Annotated in this window: 17 protein-coding genes and 1 pseudogene; 3 read left to right on the forward strand and 15 right to left on the reverse strand. The window is 70.3% G+C overall.

Annotated elements, in window-relative coordinates; all coding sequences use genetic code 11:
• The 11 genes and pseudogenes from AB8K43_RS06360 to AB8K43_RS06410 all read right to left on the reverse strand — a co-directional run.
• Positions 1–835: pseudogene (locus AB8K43_RS06360) on the reverse strand (hypothetical protein); the annotation flags it as partial.
• Positions 832–2,526, reverse strand: a complete 1,695-nt coding sequence (gene mtrB, locus AB8K43_RS06365; RefSeq protein WP_370892602.1) for an MtrAB system histidine kinase MtrB — start codon at positions 2,524–2,526, stop codon at positions 832–834. The pseudogene AB8K43_RS06360 and the gene mtrB, both read right to left, overlap by 4 nt.
• 3 nt (positions 2,527–2,529) lie before the next feature.
• Positions 2,530–3,207, reverse strand: a complete 678-nt coding sequence (gene mtrA, locus AB8K43_RS06370) for an MtrAB system response regulator MtrA (protein ID WP_370892604.1) — start codon at positions 3,205–3,207, stop codon at positions 2,530–2,532.
• Between the two features lie 131 nt (positions 3,208–3,338).
• The gene (gene ahcY, locus AB8K43_RS06375; protein WP_370892775.1) at positions 3,339–4,772 is read right to left on the reverse strand and encodes an adenosylhomocysteinase; all 1,434 of its coding nucleotides are present in this window, start codon (positions 4,770–4,772) and stop codon (positions 3,339–3,341) included.
• Positions 4,773–4,896: 124 nt separating this feature from the next.
• Positions 4,897–5,826, reverse strand: a complete 930-nt coding sequence (locus AB8K43_RS06380; protein WP_370892606.1) for a DUF808 domain-containing protein — start codon at positions 5,824–5,826, stop codon at positions 4,897–4,899.
• Positions 5,826–7,238, reverse strand: coding sequence for a mycothione reductase (locus tag AB8K43_RS06385; protein WP_370892608.1), 1,413 nt, complete (start codon positions 7,236–7,238; stop codon positions 5,826–5,828). Before AB8K43_RS06385 ends, AB8K43_RS06380 begins: the two co-directional genes overlap by 1 nt.
• A complete protein-coding gene (locus tag AB8K43_RS06390; RefSeq protein ID WP_370892610.1) occupies positions 7,238–8,404 on the reverse strand; it encodes an SIS domain-containing protein in 1,167 nt (388 codons plus the stop codon). Before AB8K43_RS06390 ends, AB8K43_RS06385 begins: the two co-directional genes overlap by 1 nt.
• Positions 8,405–8,419: 15 nt before the next feature.
• On the reverse strand, positions 8,420–8,611 hold the full coding sequence (locus AB8K43_RS06395; protein ID WP_370892612.1) for a Trm112 family protein: 192 nt from the start codon (positions 8,609–8,611) through the stop codon (positions 8,420–8,422).
• A gap of 41 nt (positions 8,612–8,652) precedes the next feature.
• A complete protein-coding gene (locus AB8K43_RS06400) occupies positions 8,653–10,095 on the reverse strand; it encodes a phosphomannomutase/phosphoglucomutase (RefSeq protein WP_370892614.1) in 1,443 nt (480 codons plus the stop codon).
• A 57-nt stretch (positions 10,096–10,152) separates the two neighbouring features.
• Entirely contained in the window at positions 10,153–10,533 is a 381-nt protein-coding gene (locus AB8K43_RS06405) for a DUF3499 domain-containing protein (RefSeq protein ID WP_370892616.1), read from the reverse strand.
• Between the two features lie 56 nt (positions 10,534–10,589).
• Positions 10,590–11,408 (reverse strand): class I SAM-dependent methyltransferase, encoded by an 819-nt coding sequence (locus AB8K43_RS06410; protein ID WP_370892618.1) that lies wholly within the window; start codon positions 11,406–11,408, stop codon positions 10,590–10,592.
• A gap of 119 nt (positions 11,409–11,527) precedes the next feature.
• Between AB8K43_RS06410 and AB8K43_RS06415 the strand changes: the two genes are divergently transcribed.
• Entirely contained in the window at positions 11,528–11,944 is a 417-nt protein-coding gene (locus AB8K43_RS06415) for a metallopeptidase family protein (protein WP_370892619.1), read from the forward strand.
• A 9-nt stretch (positions 11,945–11,953) separates the two neighbouring features.
• On the opposite strand, the gene AB8K43_RS06420 is transcribed toward AB8K43_RS06415, so the two are convergent.
• Genes AB8K43_RS06420 through AB8K43_RS06430 form a run of 3 tightly spaced genes read right to left on the reverse strand, consistent with a single transcriptional unit; the run spans position 11,954 to position 16,888 of the window.
• Positions 11,954–13,543 carry a DUF5719 family protein gene (locus AB8K43_RS06420; RefSeq protein WP_370892620.1) on the reverse strand — a complete coding sequence of 530 codons (1,590 nt, stop codon included), beginning with the start codon at positions 13,541–13,543 and terminating at the stop codon, positions 11,954–11,956.
• The gene (locus tag AB8K43_RS06425; RefSeq protein WP_370892622.1) at positions 13,540–16,617 is read right to left on the reverse strand and encodes a hypothetical protein; all 3,078 of its coding nucleotides are present in this window, start codon (positions 16,615–16,617) and stop codon (positions 13,540–13,542) included. Before AB8K43_RS06425 ends, AB8K43_RS06420 begins: the two co-directional genes overlap by 4 nt.
• Before the next feature lie 7 nt (positions 16,618–16,624).
• A complete protein-coding gene (locus AB8K43_RS06430; RefSeq protein WP_370892624.1) occupies positions 16,625–16,888 on the reverse strand; it encodes a WhiB family transcriptional regulator in 264 nt (87 codons plus the stop codon).
• Between the two features lie 178 nt (positions 16,889–17,066).
• Here AB8K43_RS06430 and cofD point away from each other — a divergent pair, with 178 nt between their 5' ends.
• A complete protein-coding gene (gene cofD / locus AB8K43_RS06435; RefSeq protein ID WP_370892626.1) occupies positions 17,067–18,041 on the forward strand; it encodes a 2-phospho-L-lactate transferase in 975 nt (324 codons plus the stop codon).
• Positions 18,038–19,081 (forward strand): coenzyme F420-0:L-glutamate ligase, encoded by a 1,044-nt coding sequence (cofE, locus tag AB8K43_RS06440; protein ID WP_370892628.1) that lies wholly within the window; start codon positions 18,038–18,040, stop codon positions 19,079–19,081. Before cofD ends, cofE begins: the two co-directional genes overlap by 4 nt.
• On the opposite strand, the gene AB8K43_RS06445 is transcribed toward cofE, so the two are convergent.
• Positions 19,078–19,971 carry a DNA-3-methyladenine glycosylase gene (locus AB8K43_RS06445; RefSeq protein WP_370892630.1) on the reverse strand — a complete coding sequence of 298 codons (894 nt, stop codon included), beginning with the start codon at positions 19,969–19,971 and terminating at the stop codon, positions 19,078–19,080. The genes cofE and AB8K43_RS06445 overlap by 4 nt on opposite strands.
• Positions 19,972–19,999: the final 28 nt, after the last annotated feature.

Genomic DNA, 19,999 nt, shown 5'->3' on the forward strand with positions numbered 1-19,999 from the left:
CGTCGGCGACCCCGGGCAGTTGCATCAAGGTGGCGACGAACTGCGCCGCGAGATTGGTCCGCACGGTGACGTCTTCGGAGAGGCTGGCCGCGCGCAGGTCGACCTGCGCGGACCCGCCGATCACGGGGACGGCATCGACGCTCAGGCGCGCGCCCTCGTCGGTGCGGGCAGCGCCGGAGAGATATCCGGGGACCGGCCCAAGCTGGGCCCGGGCGAGCCGGGTGCTTTGTTGATCCTGCGGGATCCAGCGCAGATCGGCGACGAGGGAGTTCCAGCCGATCACCGGGTAGTGGACGTAGTAGTTGCGATACATGCGCCCGACAAGCACCGTGTGCAGGGCGCGGCCGTAGTCCTCGGGGAGCGCCGAGATGCGCCATTCGCCGGCGAGGATCGCGAGGCTGAACTCCAGGCTCATCTCGTCCTTCGGCGGGGCCGTCGCGTACCGACCGTCGCCATCGATCCGGGCGACCAGATCGCGCAGGCGGACCCGGTAGGTCTGGTCATCAACCCGGGTAATCGTCGGTGCCGTCGAACCGTAGACGACCGTCTGCTGGTCGGGGTTCCACGCGGCTTGGGCCTGCTCGGTGAGGAAGGAACGAGCGACCGCCAACTCCGGGCCCGTCGTGGCCCCAGCTCGCATGAACCCGCTGATGATCTGTTCCGGTGAGGCTCCGCTCGTGGGGCCGGGTGGGCGCACTGCGACCCCGTCATCGGTCGGACCGGCGATCGGAAGACCCGTACGAACCGTGCGATCGGCGCTCAGCCCGCACCCGGCGAGCAGCGCGCTCGCCCCGGCTCCGGCGAGGATCGCCCGACGGGTGATCTTCGGGTTCATAGGTCGATCTCCGCGAGTTCCCCCTCCCGCGGGGTGAGCGGGAGTGGTGCCGATTCGATCTGTCCCCCAGCTTCGATCGGGACGGTGAGCCGGAAGCGGGACCCTTCCCCGGGTTCGCCCCAGGCCTGCAACCACCCGTGATGAAGGCGGGCGTCCTCCAAGGAGATGGCAAGGCCGAGCCCGGTCCCCCCGGTGGTCCGGGCCCGGGCCGGGTCGGCCCGCCAGAAGCGGTTGAACACCATCGAGGCCTCGCCGGCGCGCAGCCCGACCCCGCGGTCGGCGACGAGCACGGAAACCGCCGAGTCATTTCGCGCAATGTAGATATCGACCGGCCGGCCTTCGCCGTGCTCGACGGCGTTGACGACGAGATTGCGCAGCACCCGCTCGATCCGGCGAGCGTCGACATCGGCGATCGCCGGGCCGCTGCTATGGACCCGCACCTCCGATCCTCGGCGCTTCGCGATCGGTTCGGCCGAGACCACCGCGCGCGCGACGATCCCGACGAGATCGCTTGGCTCGCCCTCGAGGACCGCCGCACCCGCATCGAAGCGGCTGATCTCCAACAGGTCGGCGAGCAGTGCCTCGAAACGGTCCAACTCGGTCGTGAGCAGTTCTGCCGACCGAGCGGTCACCGGGTTCATCTCGTCGGTGGAGGCATTGATCACCTCCGCGGCCATCCGGATCGTGGTGAGGGGGGTCCGCAGCTCGTGGGAGACATCCGAGACGAAGCGTTGCTGCACGCGTGAAAGACCCTCGAGCTGGCGGATCTGGGCCTGCAGATTGTCGGCCATCTCGTTAAAGGACTGGCCGAGCATCGCCAGCTCGTCGCGGCCCCGCGCGGCCATCCGGTCGTTGAGGTGGCCGGCGGCGAGCCGCTCGGCGACGCTCGCCGCGCGCCGGACCGGGGTCACCGCCTGGCGCGTCACGACATAGGCGACCGCCGAGACCAGCAAGATCAGCAGGACCGCGCCGAGGAGGAAGGAGCGCCCGACGACATCGAGGGTCCGCTCCTCCTGATCGAGCGGGAAGATGAAGTAGAGGTCATAGGGGCCGGCGCCTGGGATCTGGACCTGGGAGCCGACCACCACCGCGGGCACGGTCTGGGTGGTGGTCGCCGGATCGCTCGGGTCGGCAGGATTCGCCGGAGTCGTCCGTTCGAGGTCGATCACCGTCGTCTGCTGTCGGCCCGGGTCGGCAGCGACCGCCTGGCGCAACTCGGTCGGGACCTGGTCCGGCCCGATACCCGCCCGGCGCGGGTAGACGGTGTCCAACTCGGTCGGCTCGGTGTTGTTCAGCGAGCGGATCAAGATCACGTAGCGGCTGTTGTCCTTACCGGGCGACGCCAGGTGCTGATCGACGGTATTCGAGACCGACGCCGACAGTTGATCGACCGAGTAAGTCCGGTCGGTCTGATCGAAATAGCCCTGGGCCTGCGAGGTCAGATGCCGCGACTCCGCCTGGGCCGAGGTGACGGCATCTTCGACGAGCCCGTCGGCGATGCTGCTGTACATGTACGCGCTCACGAGCGAGACGGTCACCACACCGAGCAGCAGGGTGGAGATGATCACCCGGACCTGGAGCGAGCCCCGCCAGGCGCGGTAGCACCGCTGGATCACGCCGACGAAGGCGTTGCGCACCGTCCGCACGGCCCGAGCCGCCGCGGACCCCGCGGGCGACGGTCCGTCGGTCATCGGCTAGGCCGGTCCCGCCTTGTATCCGACACCGCGCACGGTCACCACGATCTGTGGATTCTCCGGGTCGTGCTCGATCTTGCTCCGAAGCCGCTGCACGTGGACGTTGACGAGGCGGGTGTCTCCGGCGTGGCGGTACCCCCAGACCTGCTCGAGGAGCACCTCGCGGCTAAAGACCTGGTACGGCTTGCGTGCGAGCGCGACGAGCAGGTCGAACTCGAGCGGGGTAAGGGCGAGCGTCTGATCCCCGCGGCGCACGGAGTGACCCGCGACGTCGATCTCGAGGTCACCAATCGTGAGGCGCTCGGGCTCGGGCTCATCCCCGCGACGCAGGCGTGCCCGGATCCGAGCGATGAGTTCCTGGGGCTTGAAGGGCTTGACGACATAGTCGTCGGCGCCGGATTCCAAGCCCACCACGATGTCGACCGTGTCGGTCCGCGCCGTCAGCATGACGATTGGGACCCCGGACTCCTGACGGATCCGACGGCAGATCTCGATGCCGTCCATGCCCGGGAGCATGACGTCGAGCAGCACGAGGTCGGGGCGGGTCTCGCGGAAGGTCGCGAGGGCCTTCGAGCCATCCGCGACGTGGGTGGTCTCGAGGCCCTCCTTCTGCAGCACGATGCCGAGCATCTCCGCTAGCGCCAGGTCGTCATCGACGACGAGTACCCGTCCGTTCACGTGGGGTCCTTTCCGTGCGGAGGGAGAAGCGATTGTTCTCGCCATCTTCACACACTTAAAGGCCGACGCTCCCTTCGCCACGCGTGGGCGAAGGGAGCGTCGGTCACCGGGTGCAGGCTCCGGTCGGCGCCTTAGTACCGGTAGTGCTCCGGCTTGTACGGGCCGGCGACATCGACGCCGAGGTACTCGGCCTGGCCCTTGGTGAGCTCGGTGAGCTCGACCCCGAGCGCGTCGAGGTGCAGGCGCGCCACCTTCTCATCGAGGTGCTTCGGAAGGGTGTAGACCTCGTTGGCGTACTCGCCGGGCTTGGTGAACAACTCGATCTGGGCGATCGTCTGGTTCGCGAAGGAGTTGCTCATCACGAAGCTCGGGTGGCCCGTGGCGTTCCCGAGGTTCATCAGGCGGCCCTCGGACAAGACGATGATCGAGCTGCCGCTCGCGAAGGTCCACTCGTGAACCTGCGGCTTGATCTCGGTCTTTTGGATGCCGGGGATCTTGGCGAGCCCGGCCATGTCGATCTCGTTGTCGAAGTGGCCGATGTTGGCGACGATCGCCTTGTTCTTCATCCGAGCCATGTGGTCGGCGGTGATGACGTCATAGCAGCCGGTGGTGGTCACGAAAATGTCGGCGGTGTCGACGACCGACTCGAGCTGGGCGACCTGGAAGCCCTCCATCGCGGCCTGCAGGGCGCAGATCGGGTCGACCTCGGTCACGATGACGCGAGCGCCCTGGCCGGCGAGGGACTGGGCGCAGCCCTTGCCGACATCGCCGTAGCCGCAGACCACCGCGACCTTGCCGCCGATCAGGACATCGGTGGCGCGGTTCAGGCCGTCGATCAGCGAGTGACGGCAGCCGTACTTGTTGTCGAACTTGGACTTGGTGACCGAGTCGTTGACGTTGATCGCCGGGAAGATCAGCTCGCCGGCCTCGGCCAGCTGGTAGAGGCGGTGAACACCCGTGGTGGTCTCCTCGGTGACGCCCTTAATCCCCTTGCTGATCGTGGTCCACTTCGTGGGGTCTTCGGCGAGCGTGCGGCGCACGAGCTCCTTGAAGACCCCGAACTCCTCGGAGTCCTCTTCCGTGGTCGGCGGGACCTGCCCGGCCTCTTCCCACTGGCGGCCCTTCAGCACGAGCATCGTTGCGTCGCCACCGTCGTCGAGGATCATGTTGGGGCCCTCGCCACCGGGCCAGGTGAGGATCTGCTCGGTGCAGTCCCAGTACTCGGGCAGGGTCTCGCCCTTCCAGGCGAAGACCGGCACACCCTGGGGGTCCTCCGGGGTGCCCGTGCCGACGACGATCGCGGCGGCGGCCTCGTCCTGGGTGGAGTAGATGTTGCAGGAGGCCCAACGGACCTCGGCGCCAAGCGCGGTCAGGGTCTCGATGAGCACGGCGGTCTGCACGGTCATGTGCAGGGATCCGGCGATCTTGGCACCGGTGAGCGGCTTGGACTCGCCGAACTCCTCGCGCAGGCTCATCAGGCCCGGCATCTCGTGCTCGGCGAGGCGAATCTGGTGACGGCCGGCCTCGGCGAGGCTCAGATCGGCGACCTGGTAGTCAAAAGACAAGACAAAACTCATTTCGCAAAAGTGGTGTTGGTAGCGCTCGGCGCGGCCCATCTGGGCGCGCGGGTCATCACCCACGCCGTTCGTCGTGCGCCCAGTCTAGCCGTTGGCCCTGGCCCGAAGGGGGTCAGTGAGCCTTTCGCCCCCGCGGGATGAGGTGCATGACCGCGACGATGATGGCGCCGACGATGAGGCCAAGCAAGGCCGAGGCCAGGGTGTTGACGATCCACGCGAGCACGCCACCGATCGCGGGGATGAGGTCGGCCACTCCCCCTTCGATCGAATGCACGAAGCCGTAGAGGCCGTGCCAGCCCAGGTTGTCGACCCCGACGAGCAGGATGTGACCGCCGACCCACAGCATCGCCGCGACCCCGACGACGGACAAGGTGGTGAGGACCTTCGGCATGGCACGAACGAGGAAGCTGCCGAAGCGAGCGCTCCCCCCGTCCCCTTCGGCGAGGTGCAGGCCGATGTCGTCCATCTTCACGATGAGGGCGACGACCCCGTAGACCAGGACCGTGATCGCGATCGCGACGACGATGAGGATGAGGGCCCGGCTGACGAAGGGCTCGGAGGCGACCTCGTTGAGCGAGATCACCATGATCTCGGCCGAGAGGATGAAGTCGGTGCGCACGGCGCCGCTCACGATGCTGTCCTCATCGACCGGCCCCTCCTCCTGCGCGGCCTCGGCGGGCTCGTGGTGGAAGAAGTGCTCGTAGATCTTCTCGGCGCCTTCGAAGCACAAATAGGCGCCACCGACCATCAGGATCGGGGTGAGGGCCCAGGGGAGGAATTGGCTGAGGAGCAGGGCCGCCGGGAGGATCAGGAGCAACTTGTTGCGAAGGGAGCCGATCGCGATCCGCTTAATGATCGGCAACTCACGCTCGGCCGAAAGACCCTGCACGTACCGGGGGGTGACCGCGGTGTCGTCGACGACGACCCCTGCCGCCTTCGCGCTCGCCCGAGCGGCGGCCGCGCCGACATCGTCGACCGAAGCCGCGGCGAGCCGCGCAAAGGCGGCGATGTCATCGAGCAGGGCGACGAGTCCGCCGGCCATTAGTTCTCCTTGGGGGCGCGCAGGGCGTCGATCAAACCCAGCAGGGCGTTTTCGACGACCTCGGTGAGGGCGGGGTGGATCCAGTATTGGCCGCGAGCGACCTCCTCGAGCGGTGTGCCGAGAGCCATCGTCTGGATCAACGGCTGGATCAGCGTCGAGGCCTCGGGGCCGAGGAGGTGCGCCCCTAAGAGGGCGCCGCTGCGGCGGTCCCCGATGAGTTTGCAAAAGCTGGTCGTGTCCTCCAGGGCCCAACCGTAGGCCGTGGATCCGTACATCTGGGTGTGGGTCACGACGTCGTGGCCGCGCTCGCGCGCATCGCGTTCGGTGAGCCCGACCCCCGCGACCTGCGGGTGGCTAAAGACCGCTCCGGGGATCGCGGTGAGGACGAAGCGACGAAGGTCATCGGGGTGGGCGAGGTTGTGCGCGACGGTCCGCGCCTGCTGGTTTGCCACATGCTTGAGCATGAGCGGCGAGCACACATCGCCAAGGGCCCAGACGCCGGGCGCTGTGGTCCGGCCGAACTCATCGACGACCACCCGTCCATCGGGGTGGCATTGCACACCCGCTGCCTGCACTCCGAGGTCGCCGCTGCTCGGGTGGCGACCGGTCGCGACGAGCAGGACGTCGGCGCTGACCTCGCTGCCATCGCTTAAGACCGCGGTGATCTCTTCACCCTCGGTGCCGCCGCGCAGCGCGAGGATCTCGCAGCCGAGGTGGACATCCCACTGCTCCATGGCCGCGGCGGTGAAGGCGGCGCTGATGTCCTGATCCGAGTGCCGCAGGAGTCGTGAACTCCGGGCGATGACGCTCACCTGCGCACCGAACGACCCGAAGACATGCGCCATTTCGGCCGCGATGAACCCGCCGCCGATGATCATCATCCGTGCCGGGAACTCGTCAAGACGCATCACCGTGTCGGAGGTGTGGAAGGGGACGCCGCTCGCCCGGACGATCTCGGGAACGTGCGGGTGCGACCCGGTGGCGATCACGATCTGGTCAGCGCTCACCTCTTCGGTCCCCCCGTCGAGCAGGTCGACCTCGAGGGTGAGCGGCGCGGTAAAGCGCGCGTGTCCGCGCAGCAGAGAGGTGTGCTTCCCGGTGCGGCGGTACTCCTCACCGGAGACCGCGAAGGGGTCGATTCGGCCGAAGACCCGGTCGCGGATATCGGCCCATCGCACGCGCTCGACGACCGCGTCGACGCCGAGGCGCGCGCTATCGCGGGCCTCGGCGGCTGCGTCCGCGGCCCGGACGAACATCTTGGTGGGGATGCATCCGACATTGAGGCAGGTCCCGCCGAAGACGGGTCCCCCTTCAATGATCGCGACCTGGTCGATTCCGGCCGTGCCGAGATCGCGGCCGGGGAGCATATTGCCCGACCCGCTGCCGATGATGGCGAGATCGACGTGAGTCATCAGGCTCCCTCGTGGATGTCCCGGAGACCGGGGGCGGTCGCCGGGTCGATCCCGTAACCGATCGACAGATAGGTGGCGGCGAGGTCGGTCAGCGCGATCAGGCCAGCGAGGCGCACGAGATCGGGTCCGGCCTCGGCGACGACCTCGCGAACCATCGCCCCGGAGCGCTCGGCGTGATCGTGGATCGACTGCGCCACATCGTGGCGCGTCGCATCGCTTGGAGTGACCGGTTCGGGCAGCGGATCGCGCAGGAGGAGCACCCCGAGCGGCGGGGTGCTCGGCGCGTCGAGGTAGGGGTCGGCGAAGATGTCCCGACCCCCATCGGGAGCGGCTGAGGCGGCGCCGGTCCACGGGCCTTCGAGGCAGGCGATCAGGCGTGAGGCGTCATCGGGCAGTCGTCCGGAGGAGGCCGGGATTCGGGCCGTGCGCGAGAGCATCGCGGCCGCCCGGCGAGCGGCGACCCCGGTGAGCGGGCCATCGCCAAAAACGGTCGGCACCACCGGGGCAAGGCCCAAGGCCAGCATCTTCGCCGGGTTCACGAAGTGTTCGGCGTCCGGCCGGCAGGACTCGGCGTGTTCATCGAGGCGGTCGGCGACCCGACCGGGCAGATCGGCGGGAAGGTCGATGACATCGGCGGCGGCGAGTCCGGCGAGCGCCGGGATGGCAAGGCTCCACAGGGCCGTGCGGGAGCGTCGCAGCTCATCGCCGACGGGGACGTGGATGCCGCGGGCCCGAGCACTCGCCTCGGAGAGCGCTGTCCCAGGACGTCCGACGGTCAGGACCGCCGCTCCCCGGCGAGCCGCTTCGTGGGCCTGGGCCACCGGACCCTCGGCCCGCCCGGTGAGCGAGACGCCGATCACGAGATCGAGCGGCCCGACCCACCCCGGGAGCGAACCCGAACCGCCGGTCGTCACGAGGACCGAACCGCTCCGGCGCACGAGCGCGCTCGCGATCTCGGCGACAGTTTCGCTCGCTCCAAGGGCCGCGATATGGACCGCGCGCGGACGCTCGCCCCCGGTGAGCCGCGCGATTCCCGCCTCTTCGGCGAGGGTCCAGCCGAGACGTGCTTGGGCCCCGGCGGTCGCGAGCGCTCGGAGCATGTCCGATCGGTCGATCCGGCTGCGCGCCTCGGCGTCATCGAGCCGAGTCTCGTCGAAGGGGGTCATCTGGGTGCGGGTCGGTCAGGGCTGGCGAGCTTCGTCGACCAGCAGCACCGGGATGCCGTCATCGACGCGGTAGGCGAGCCCGCATTCGGCGGTGTTCACGCACTGCAGTTCGGGGCCCTTAGGGCCCTCGGCGTCGCGCAACTCGGCGCGACAGGCGGGACAGCGCAAGATCTCGCGCAGCCAGGGTTCGATGCTCGCCGTGGTCATGTCCGTTGATCTCCTTCTTTTTAAGGCGGTGGGTCGGTGGGTCAGGCCTTGCGCACGACGGCGAGGACGTCATCGCGGACTCGCTCCATCGTGGCGCGATCGGCCGCTTCGACGTTGAGGCGCAGCAGGGGTTCGGTGTTGGAGGGCCGAAGGTTGAACCACCACATCGGCTCGGCCGAGGAGGTGACGGTGAGGCCATCGAGTTCGTCCACTCCGACCTCCTGCGGACCGTCGAGGGCCCAGGCGCGGACCCGCTCGGTCACCTCGGCGGCATCGGAGACGGTGGAGTTGATCTCCCCCGAGGCGGGGTACCGATCGAAGGGGGCCATCACCTCACTCAGCGGGATGTCGCTCTCGCCCAGGGCGGCGAGGACGTACATCGCGGCGAGCATGCCGGTGTCGGCGAACCAGAAGTCACGGAAGTAGTAGTGAGCGCTGTGCTCGCCGCCGAAAACCGCGTCGTGCTCGCCCATCACCGCCTTGACGAAGGAGTGTCCGACCCGGGTACGGACCGGTCGTGCTCCGTGCTCGGCGATGATTTCCGGGACCGCGGCCGAGGTGATCGCGTTGTGCACGATCGCGACGTCGGCGGCCGAGCGCCCGGAGGCGACCTCACGGGCGATCTCGCGCGCAGCGATCATCGCGGTGATCGCGCTCGGGCTCACCGGATCGCCCTTCTCGTCCACGACGAAACACCGGTCGGCGTCACCGTCGAAGGCGATCCCTAGATCCGCCCCCTTCGTGCGCACGGCCTCTTGCAGGTCGACCAGGTTTTTCGGGTCGAGTGGGTTGGCCTCGTGATGTGGGAAGGTCCCGTCGAGCTCGAAGTACATCTCGGTGAGGGTGAGCGGGAGCGCGGGCAGGCCCGCCGCCGTCCCCAGCACGGCAGGGACGGTGAGCCCGGCCATGCCATTGCCGGCATCGACGATGACGCGAAGGGGGCGGATCTCGCTGAGGTCGGCGATCCCCCGCAGGAAGGAGGCGTAGTCGGCCGTCAGATCCCGGCGCTCGATCTGGCCTGCCGGGACATCGGAGAAGCCACTCGTCCCGGAGTCGAGGAGCTCTTGAGCGCGGTCGCGGATGTCCGCCAATCCCGACTCCTGGCCGACCGGGCGCGCTCCGGCGCGACACAACTTAATGCCGTTGTACTCGGCTGGGTTATGGCTCGCGGTGAACATCGCTCCGGGGATCCCGAGCGCGCCACTGGCGTAGTAAAGGCCATCGGTGCTCGCCAGGCCGATCAGCAAGGCGTCCACGCCACGGGCGGTGACCCCGGCGGCGAAGGCCTCGACCAACTCGGGGGAACTCGGCCGCATGTCGTGGCCGATCACGACCCGCGCCGGTCCATCGCCGTCCAGCTCGGCGCGCGCCACCACTTCGGCGAAGGCGGCTCCGAGGGCCCAGGCCACGTCGACGTTGAGCTGCTGAGGGACGAGGCCACGCACGTCATAGGCCTTGACGAAGTCGGAAAGAGTGTGGGTCACGGCGGTCAGCCTAGTTCCTTGCCGCGGGCCCGGGCGGACACCTCGACCAGAGCCCCCTTAGACGTCGCGAAGCACCCGAAGATGACCGCGGCGCGAGGTCTCTCGCATGGGGCTCGCCGTCGTCGCCTCGGTGACAGCAGGAGCGGGCGTGTTCGGCGCTGCCGGACGGCGCGGACCCTCGCCCCGCACGGCGTTGGCGAGCGCGAGGAGATCGTCGTGAGTCTCGGGGGGCGGCTGGTCGCCGCCGACGCGCACCACGTCCCATCCGCGCGGCGCGGTCAGCCGGCTCGCGTGGAAGTCGCACATGTCATAGGCGTGCGGTTCCGCGTAGGTCGCGAGGGGACCGAGGACGACCGTCGAGTCCGAGTACACGTACGTCAGGGTCGACGTCGCCGGGTTCGGGCATGCCGCCCGCGAGCACTTCCGAGACACACTCACCCGTGCAGGTTAGGCCACCGCGAGCACGTCGACGCGATGGCGCGCCGAACAGCGCATCAGGCGGTCGCGATCGGACGCGGGCCGACGCTGAGCGCGGGACCAGCAGGTCGCCCTTCGCCCTTGAAACCCACCCAGATATAGGTGGGGACGATCGGCAGGAGCCGAGCGAGGAGCCCTTCGGGCAGTCGCGACACGGCGGCCGGGACGATGTCCTCGCCCGCGAACGCGACCGGGTCCGCGAGGACCGGCAGGGTGTAATCCCAGACGTTGTAAGCGCTCATCAGGCGTCGCAGCCCGGCGACCGTCGCGAACTGCTCGTAGTAGTGGTCCCCCTTGCCGGTGATGCGCATATAGCGGTCGGCGAGTCCTTGCGGCAGCCAGGACAGGAAGGGGAGCCGGTGATGCGGCTCGATGAACTGCCAGCGATGGGCGGCGCCGAGATAGAGCACCCCTCCGGGCCGAAGCACCCGATGGATATCGGCGATCACGGCCTGCGGGTCGACCACGTGCTCGTAGATGTGGTTCAGCACCACGACATCGACCGATTCATCGGCGAACGGCAAATCCTCCCCGCGGGCGATCTGGAAGTCGACTCGATCACCAAAGCGCGCCCGGGCACGGGCGATCCCGGGCTCGTCGATGTCGACGCCAGAGGTGCTCGCCCCGGCCTCGGCGAGTTCGTCGGCGATGAAACCCGCCGAACATCCCACGTCGACGGCGGTGAGTCCGGCGAGGTCGTCGCGGCCGAGAGCGTGACGGATCACGGCGATGAGTTTGCGGGCCTTTTGTCGCCGCGATCCCTCATCGAGCATGACGCTCATTTGCTCCGAATAACCCAACTGCTCGGCGCGTTCGCGCGGCCGACCCTTCGACATCGAACCCCATTTCCGTTGGTAACCCCCGCCACGCTAGGTGAGGGGCTTGCGAGGAGGTAACCGCCCGAAGGGGTACCGAGGACTGATTCCCCAGCCGGGCCGTGCGTAGGCTGAACCCCGTGACCATCCCCTCCCGAGATCGCCGTGGACGTGGCCGCCGCGGGCCGCTTGCGTGGCCCCCGGTCCCCGCGATGGTGACCCGCAGCGCCGCCTTCGACGACCTCGTGGTCACGACGACCGAGCGCTTCCGATCGGTGCTCGGCCGATACTGGCAGGAGGTCGAGTTCGCCGTCCAGGACGTGCCGCCTCTTGCCCCCACCCGCTGGGAGCAAGGCGTCGCGCTCGCTCGGGTTTTCCCCGCGAGCGGCCGGCACCCGACCCGAGTGGTGCTCTACCGCCGACCGATCGAGTCTCTCGTCCAGCGCGGTGACGACATCCACGACGTGGTGTATGAGGTGCTGGTGGAGCAGGTGGCCCTGATCCTCGGCGTCGATGCCGATGACGTCGACGATGCGGTCGGAGGACCGGGGCGCTGATCTGCCCCGCTACGGGACGGGGGCGAGCTCGACCTCTTGGACCGCTGCTCGAGCGGGCACCAGCGGCACGACCTCGGCGAGGGCACGCCCGCCGCTCCCGCGTCCGCTCAGCACCACCGCCGCGTGGACGCCATCACCGCGAACCGGTCGGACCCAGACCCCTTCGGCCTGGTCGAGGGCGACCTCGGCGGCCTGGTCGGCAGGCACCTCGACCGAGCGCGTCTGCGGCTCCCCATCGGCGACGGTCGTGACCTCGACCGTCGCCGGCTTGCCGGTGGCGGCGATGGTGAGGGTGCGGGTGACGGCGGTGCCCTCGATGCTCGGACTCGTCGCGAGCCCGGCGAGGTCGGTGATCGGCGGAGTTGCCGGGCTCCAGGCGAGATCGCCGCCCGCCTCGGTCACCGTCGATTCCAGGCTCGCGAGGACCGGGACATCGGATTCGATCAGGAAGCCGCGCGCGCCAGCAGTGTTTTTGATCGGGACCGTCGCCGACGACCCGCGGGTCACCGTGGCGACATTGACCTGCCGGGGCTCGCCGTCGACGAGCGCGCGCACGGTCACGACCGCGTCCTCCTCGCCGGGCGCGGCGAGCACGAGGCGCATCGCCGCCCCCTTCGGCACCCCGGTGATCACGGCCTCGCGCGAGGGCGCCGCCGTCGGCGCGGCGTAGGCCATCCCCCGGGGGGTCACCCCGTCGAGCCAGGTGTCGACCGCGCTCACCCCCACGGCCGCCCCTTCGGCCTGCACGCGCACGACCTGCACCCCATCGGTCCCCACTAAGCCGTCAAGGAGCACATTGCGGCGCTCGTTCGGTGGGATCACGGTGTCCTCGCCGCCGACGCGTTCGCGGGTTCCGTCCCCGCGGTAGGCCGTGAGGCGCACCTGGACCGGGTTCTCGCCGGGATTGGTGAGCACGAGGCGCTCCTGGCGTCCCGGGGCATCGCCACCGACGACGATCCACGACTCGGTGGTCGGTGCCGCGCACGGGATCACCGCCAGGCCCCGGACGGTCTCGGACGTCGCGACGCTCTGTTGGCTCGCGATCAGGCCGGCGGCGCGAGCCCCCTTCGCCCGGACCTGCACTCCCCCGGCCGGGCTCGCTCCGCGCGCCACGTCGGTGCTCGAGGTCGCGATCGGACGCGTGACACCAGGCGCCGCGATCTCGATATCGCCAGCGTCATCGTTTGGGGTGACGATCGCTTCGATCACTCGCTGCGGGGCCGAGCGGGCGAGATACGAACTGGGAAGGGACTGGCTGGCAACGCCCGAGGTCCCCGACAGCGGGGCGCCTGGGCAGGTCAGCAGGGCATCGGTCGCCGCTACCGCCCGAGCCGTGGACCCCGAGGCGGCCGGCGAGGCTGCCAGGGAGACCTCACGCGAGGTCGCGCCGGCAGCCGCGACCAGCGCCGCGACCGCGCCGCCGACGAGGGCGACCCGGGCGGCTGGCGCCAGGGTGGCGCGGGCGCGTCGACGCCAGGCCCGCTCTGCGGTCGGCTCGCTCGCCTCCTCGACGGCGGGCTGCTCGTCGACGGCGGGCCGCTCTTCGTCCACGGCGGGGGCCTCGTCCGGGGCCGCTGGGTCCTGCTCGCGGGGGGTCACCGCTCGTCCTCCGATCGGCGCTGCTGTTCGGTCGGCAGGGCCAGGTAGAGCGCGATCGCGAGCATCAGGACGCTGAGCGCCTTCCATACGGGGTGCCCGATCGCGAGGTCGATATCGACGGCCTCGGTGCCGTCCGGGATCACGTAACTGGGGTTTTGACCCTTGGTGGCGAGGGGCACAGGCGACCCGTCCGCGCTCACGACCGCGTGCGATGCCCAATCCAGGCTTTCGGCGACCTCGAGGGTCCCGCCGCCAGCGACCCGCTCGGGCGCCACCAGCGCCGCGTGGTCGCGAGCGCCCGTGATCGGCAGGGAGGAGCCATCGCGGGCGAGGCGCACGCGGCTCGGCGGATGCGCGTCGCTCTCCGAGCGGACCGACCAGGTCGTGATCTGACCACTTCGCCCGAGGCGGGCGAACCCGGCCAAGCTGTCGAGCTCGGCGGCCTGTCGCGCGGTGGGGCGATGCACCACCACGTAGCCGATACCCACTCGAGCAAGCGTCTGCGAGGGCGCGGTTTGCTGGGACTCACCGACGCCGAGGACATCGGCGAGCGCGGCCTCCACGCGATCGTCGGCGCTGCCCGGAGCACTCGCGGCGGGGACGCCGCGAGTCAAGGGCGCCGGTTCGCGTCCGATCATCCGATAGGCCAGTCGCTCACCGTCGCGCCAGACCTCCACCGAACGGCCCGCGAGCGGGCCCTCGGCGTGCTCGACCGCGACCGGTGGCCGCGGCTCCTTCCAGGCCTGCAAGTTGGCCCCGAACCCCTGCCACGCGAGCAACCCGATCGAACCGAGGATGCCGGCGATCGCGGCAGCGGCCGGGATCCAGGTCAGGGCCCTCCAGCGCGCGCGCCAACGGGTCGCAACCAGGGGGACGGCCGTGAGCGCCAAGGCGATCACTCCAAGCGCCGAGAGCAGAGCTCCCACTCCGGGCCAGGCGGTCATCACCTCTCCGGCATCGGGCTGCCCGGCAGGCACTGTGCCGAGGACGATCCGCGGCGCGGCGAGGGAGATGAGGACGCCGATCACGACCAGGGCGCCGGCCGCCCACGTGAGCGGGCGCTTCCCGGGGATCATCAGGGCGAGAAGGGCGACCACGACGAGCGGAATGGCGAACCAGGTCCCAAGGTGTGGGGTTGACTCGGTGACGCCGAGGGCGAGGAGCCAGGGAGTCGTCTCCTCGCGGAGTGCGACCACACCCCACCCCCCGAACACTTGGGCGGGCTCGGAGACAAGCGTGGTGAGCCACGGACCCGCGATCGCGAGCGGGATCACCGTGAGGACCCAGCCGTGTTGCCGGCGTGATCCACCACCGATCAGGGTCCAGGCGAGGCCGAGGACCACGATGAGGGATCCGAGGAAGGGGACGAACCAGGCCAGCAGTCCCGCCCAGAGGGCCGTGCGAACCGCCCCCGAGAAGGTGCCGTCGGTCCGACTCGCCCGGACCACCCCCGCCGCGATCCGGGGTAGCAGCACCAGCGCGACGATCGCGCCGATCCTCCCTTCGCCGATGATCCCGGCGATCGCGCCACCGGAGACCCACGCGAGGGCAGCGAGGGCGCGCCACCACGCTCCGACGTCGAACACGCGGGCGGCGCCATACGCGCTGACGGCAGCCAGGGGCAGTCCGGCGATCACGACCGCGGCGAGGACGAGGCCGCCCGGTGACGCCGAGTCCTGCAGGCCGGGGATGTGCTCCACGACCCAACTCGCGCCAGCGAGCAGGGCGAACGCCGGGCTCTGTTCGCCCGCTGCGCCCCACCCTGCGCCATTCCAGCCGTCACGCCAGAGCGCGAACAGGCCGGAGGACTCGGCGCGACCACCGAGGAGTTCACCGCCCACGAGGCCGGCGCCGGGTGTCTGGCGGATCGTTCCGATGATGGCCCGGCCGGCCACAGCCGAGACCGCGACCACGGCGACGACGAGATAGAGCAGGGGGTGCCGCAAGGTGGTGGCCCGCTCGTGCTCGAGCGAGCGCGCGTCCACGCCCCCGCGCCCGGGGCCCACGCCGCGGTAGTCGTCGACGATTCGCCGCCAACCGTCGCGAGCAGGGACGAACAGCCCAGCGAGATCGCGCCGCGCTACCCCGCGAGCGGATCTGCCCCGCCATCGCGCGGCCAGCACCCGGGGATCGATCAGGGCCGGCAGGGTCGAGAGTTCGGCGCGGGCCTGGGCCGGGCGTTTCAGCACGATCAGCCCGACGGCCAGCACGATGGTCTGGAGGAGGAGCCACACGGCGATGAAGGGGGCAGCCCACCAACTGCACCGAGCGAGCGCGACCCGACGCGCTTGGCGCCGATGCTCGTCGCTCACCTGGCGCTCGGCAGCGCTCGGCTCGGCCTCGACGACCGCATCGGGAGCGATCACCACCCGACCCCCGGAGCGTTGGGAGCGCCAGCCGAGGTCGAGGTCCGCTCCAAGATCCCCGAGGGCGGGGTCGTGTCCGGCCAAGGCCAGGTAGCGATCACGCGAGACCAGCAGACCGTCGAGCGGGGCCGCGAGGACATCGACGTCGGCGTCGTACTGGCCCTGGTTGACCTCGCCAAAGCGGGGCTGAGCGACGAGGCGTCCGGTCGCGGTGACCTGAAGGCCCCGGCGAATGAAGGTCGTCGGGTCGTGCCGGTTCATCAGGGCCGGGGCGACCATCGCGATATCGCGGCCAACGGCTTCGGTGAGGTGGCTGAGTGCGTCCTCATGCGGGCGGCAGCGCGAGGTGAGGAACCACACGTAGTGCTCGGCGTCGGCAGGGGGGTCGCCGAGATGCTCGGGGAGATCGGTCACGAGCCCGGCGAGGGCGCGCCGCAGCCCGGTGGTCCCTTCGATCCGCGCCTGCGCCACCCCACCGCGCAGGTCGCCCAGGGTGGCGGCGATGTCGTCGAGGTCGGGAAGGCCATGAAGCGTCCCGTCGACGAGCAGGACCTCCTCGACCGGGCGCGTTTGGTCGCGCAGGGCAGCAATCGCGGCCGCGGGGTCGTCGCGATCGCGCAGGACCATCACGGCCGTCACCTGGAGGGGACGTGCGGTGGGCCGTCGGGACGGTCTACTGGTGGGGCTGAGGTCGGTGGTCGCGGTCACCGCGACATCAGACCGCGCGTTTTTTGAGTTTGCGCCGTTCACGCTCGGAGAGGCCACCCCAGATCCCGAATCGTTCGTCGTTCGCGAGCGCATACTCGAGGCACTCTCGGCGCACCTCGCAGCCGGTGCAGACCCGCTTCGCCTCGCGGGTCGATCCCCCCTTCTCGGGGAAGAACGCCTCCGGGTCGGTCTGCGCGCAGAGCGATCGCTCCTGCCAGGACAGCTCCTCGTCCCCGTCCGGTTGGTCCACCACCAAGGTCAATTCGTGCACGGCCCCTCCTCGAATTGTTCGACCCGACGCCGGTCCGCCGCCCGGTGACGGGAGAACGACATCACCGAAATTACACGCGTGTCATCCTCGAAATGTCAAGCGATGCCCTGTATTGGGGCCCTTGGGGTGAGGGGTGCAGCGACCGAGGGAGGACGCAGCCTTTGAGAGACTTCCTGCCATGCGTATCACCGTTCTTTCCGGCGGCGTGGGTGGCGCTCGCTTCACTCGCGGCCTGCTCGCCACCCTCGCCCAGCGCGGCGAATCTCCCGATGTCCAGGTCATCGCCAACACCGGCGATGACATCACCATGCATGGCCTGCGGATCTGTCCCGATATCGACACGATTCTCTACACCTTGGGTGGCGGCGCCGATGAGGACCGCGGTTGGGGACTGACCGATGAGGGCTACCGCGTGCAAGAAGGCCTCGCCGCCTACGGCGCCGAGCCGGGGTGGTTCACCCTGGGCGATCGCGACTTCGCGACCCATATCGCGCGCACGCAGTGGCTCACCGAGGGCGCGAGCCTCACCGAGGTGACGGGTCGGCTGGCGGCGCGGTGGGGCCTGCCGGAGAAGGGGGTCACGCTTCGCCCCATGAGCGATGTCCCCGTCGAGACCCACGCGGTGATCGACGGCCCCCAGGGCGAAGAGGCACTGCATTTCCAAGAGTGGTGGGTCCGCGGCGGTGCGCAACCCACCCCGAGCCGCTTCATCGTCGCGGGGCTGGATCGGGCGAGCGCCGCCCCCGGTGTCCTCGACGCGATCCGCACGGCCGATCTGGTGCTCCTGCCGCCGAGCAACCCGGTCGTCTCAATCGGCATCATCCTCGGTGTCCCGGGGGTGCGTGATGCTCTGCGAGGGACGAGCGCCCCCGTCGTTGGGGTGAGCCCGATCATCGCCGGCCGCCCCGTCCGCGGTCACGCCGACACCTGCCTGGACGCGATCGGGGTGCCGAGCACCGCGGCCGGGGTCGCCGGCCTCTATCGCGATTTCCTCGACGGCTGGCTCGTCGACCCGGCGGATGCGGCGCCGGCGCCCACCCGCCAAGGCCCGACGGTTCGCGCTCACCACCGCGACCTGCTGATGGACGGTGCCGACGACGAGGCCGATCTGGCCACCGCAGCGCTCGACCTCGCTCACGACGTCCGCCGATGACCGTCGTCATCGACCCCGTCACCGGACTGCCCGAGTTCGGGGCCGGTGACGACCTCGCCGCCGCCATCGCCGCGCACGCCTCGGTCGCCGCCGGGGACATCGTGGTCGTGACCAGCAAGGTGATCTCCAAGGTTCAGGGCCTCCGCCGCCCGGCGACGGAGCGAGAACTCGCGATCGCCGAGCACACCAAGCGGGTCGTCGCCGAGCGGGCGGGCGCGCACGGCCCGACCCGGGTCGTTGAGGCGGTCGCCGGCCCGGTCATGGCCGCGGCCGGCGTGGATGCCTCGAGTACCGGTGAGACCGGCACCGTCCTGCTCCTGCCAGCCGATCCCGATCATGCGGCCCGTGAGCTCCACACCGCGCTCGCCTCGGCCCTAGACCTCGCCCCCGATCGCTTCGGGGTGATCATCTCGGACACGGCGGGGCGTCCCTGGCGGCACGGGCTGAGCGACTTCGCCATCGGCGCGAGCGGGGTCCGCACCCTCCTCGACCATCGCGGCGAAACCGACGAGGACGGGCACACGCTCGCCGTCACCGTGCGCGCAGTCGCCGATGAGTTGGCAGCCGCCGCCGACCTCGTGAAGGGGAAGGGCGCCGGTGTCCCCGTCGCCATCGTGCGCGGCGCGCAGGCCTGGCTCGGTCCGGGGAGCGCCCGCGAGTTGGTCCGGAGCGGACCATCGGACTGGTTCGCGCTCGGACCGGTCGAGGCGGTCCGAGGGGCGCTCGGCGTCGCGCCCGGATCCCCCGCGAGCGAACGGATCGGACTCCCTTCGCTCGGAGGATCCCCCTTCGCCGAACGCGTCACCCGGGCGCTCGACCTGGCGCTCGCCGATCTCGACGCCTGGGGCGACGCGCAGGCCCTCGGGGCCGACGTCGAGATCGCGGCCGAGGTCGCGCACATCGCCTTGACCTGCCCCGACGAGTACCTCCTCGGTGTGGCGGCCGCTCGCTTGGCGGTCGCCGAAGCGGCCGAAGACCTGCACGGTAAGCATGACCGCCACCCCGGCGGCCATCGGGTAACCCTACGGCCGCGGAGCTAACGCCAGCGCGTCGGCAGATGGGTCGGCAAGGACCGGCGCGGGCCGTGACGCTCGCGACGCGGACCGGCGAGGGCGAGCACCTGCGCCCGGTACCGGTGCCCGGCGTAGGGGGCGAGCAGATCCGCGAGGTCCTCGTCGTCACCCGCCACGCCAGTGAGCGCGAGGGTGACTTCGGTCGCCACGTGGTAGTCGCCAAAACTGGGCGAGTCAGGGTCGCCGAGCGCGCGTTGGGACACCTCGGCCGCGGTCCATCGCCCGACCCCGGGCAGGGCTCGCAGCCGGCGTAGCGCGGCCTCCAGGGGGAGGTCGACGCACTCTTCCAGGCGCGGGGCCACGCGAGCGGCCGCGACCACGGTGCGGGCGCGACCGCCATCGACGCCGGCTCGGGTCCACTCCCACGAGGGGATCATCGCCCACCCCGAGGCCTCCGGGGCGACGACCAGCCCGCGCTCCTCCCCCGGACCGGGAGCGGGCGTCCCGAACCGGCGCACGAGCATGGCCTGACTAGCGAAGGCCTCTTTGCCGGTCACCCGTTGCTCGATGGCGGCGCAGACCAGCGCGGCGAAGACCAGCCCGGATGAGGGCACTCGCCACCCGGAGAGCCGGCGCCATCGAGCAGCGATGAGGTCGTGATGGGCTTCGAACCCGTCCGGGTCGTCGCCTGCGCCGAGGAGGAGCGGGAGCCGCTCGAGGAACCACGGCGCCCCCGGCCCCCAGGCGGTCGCTGCGACCTCTTCGACCGCTCGGGGGATCCCCGAGACTGGGGCGAGTGTCGCGGTCACCGGGCCATCGGGCGTCCTCCAGGCCAGCCACCAGCGGCCGGGCTCCCGTTCGCTCGTCGGATCCCCGGCCCCTCGGATGAAGGGGGCGAGCATCATCCCAAGGGGCACGGGGACCCCAGGACGATAGCGCCGCTCC

It is taken from the genome of Janibacter sp. GXQ6167, assembly GCF_041365945.1.
In the GTDB taxonomy this organism is placed as follows: domain Bacteria; phylum Actinomycetota; class Actinomycetes; order Actinomycetales; family Dermatophilaceae; genus JBGFSK01.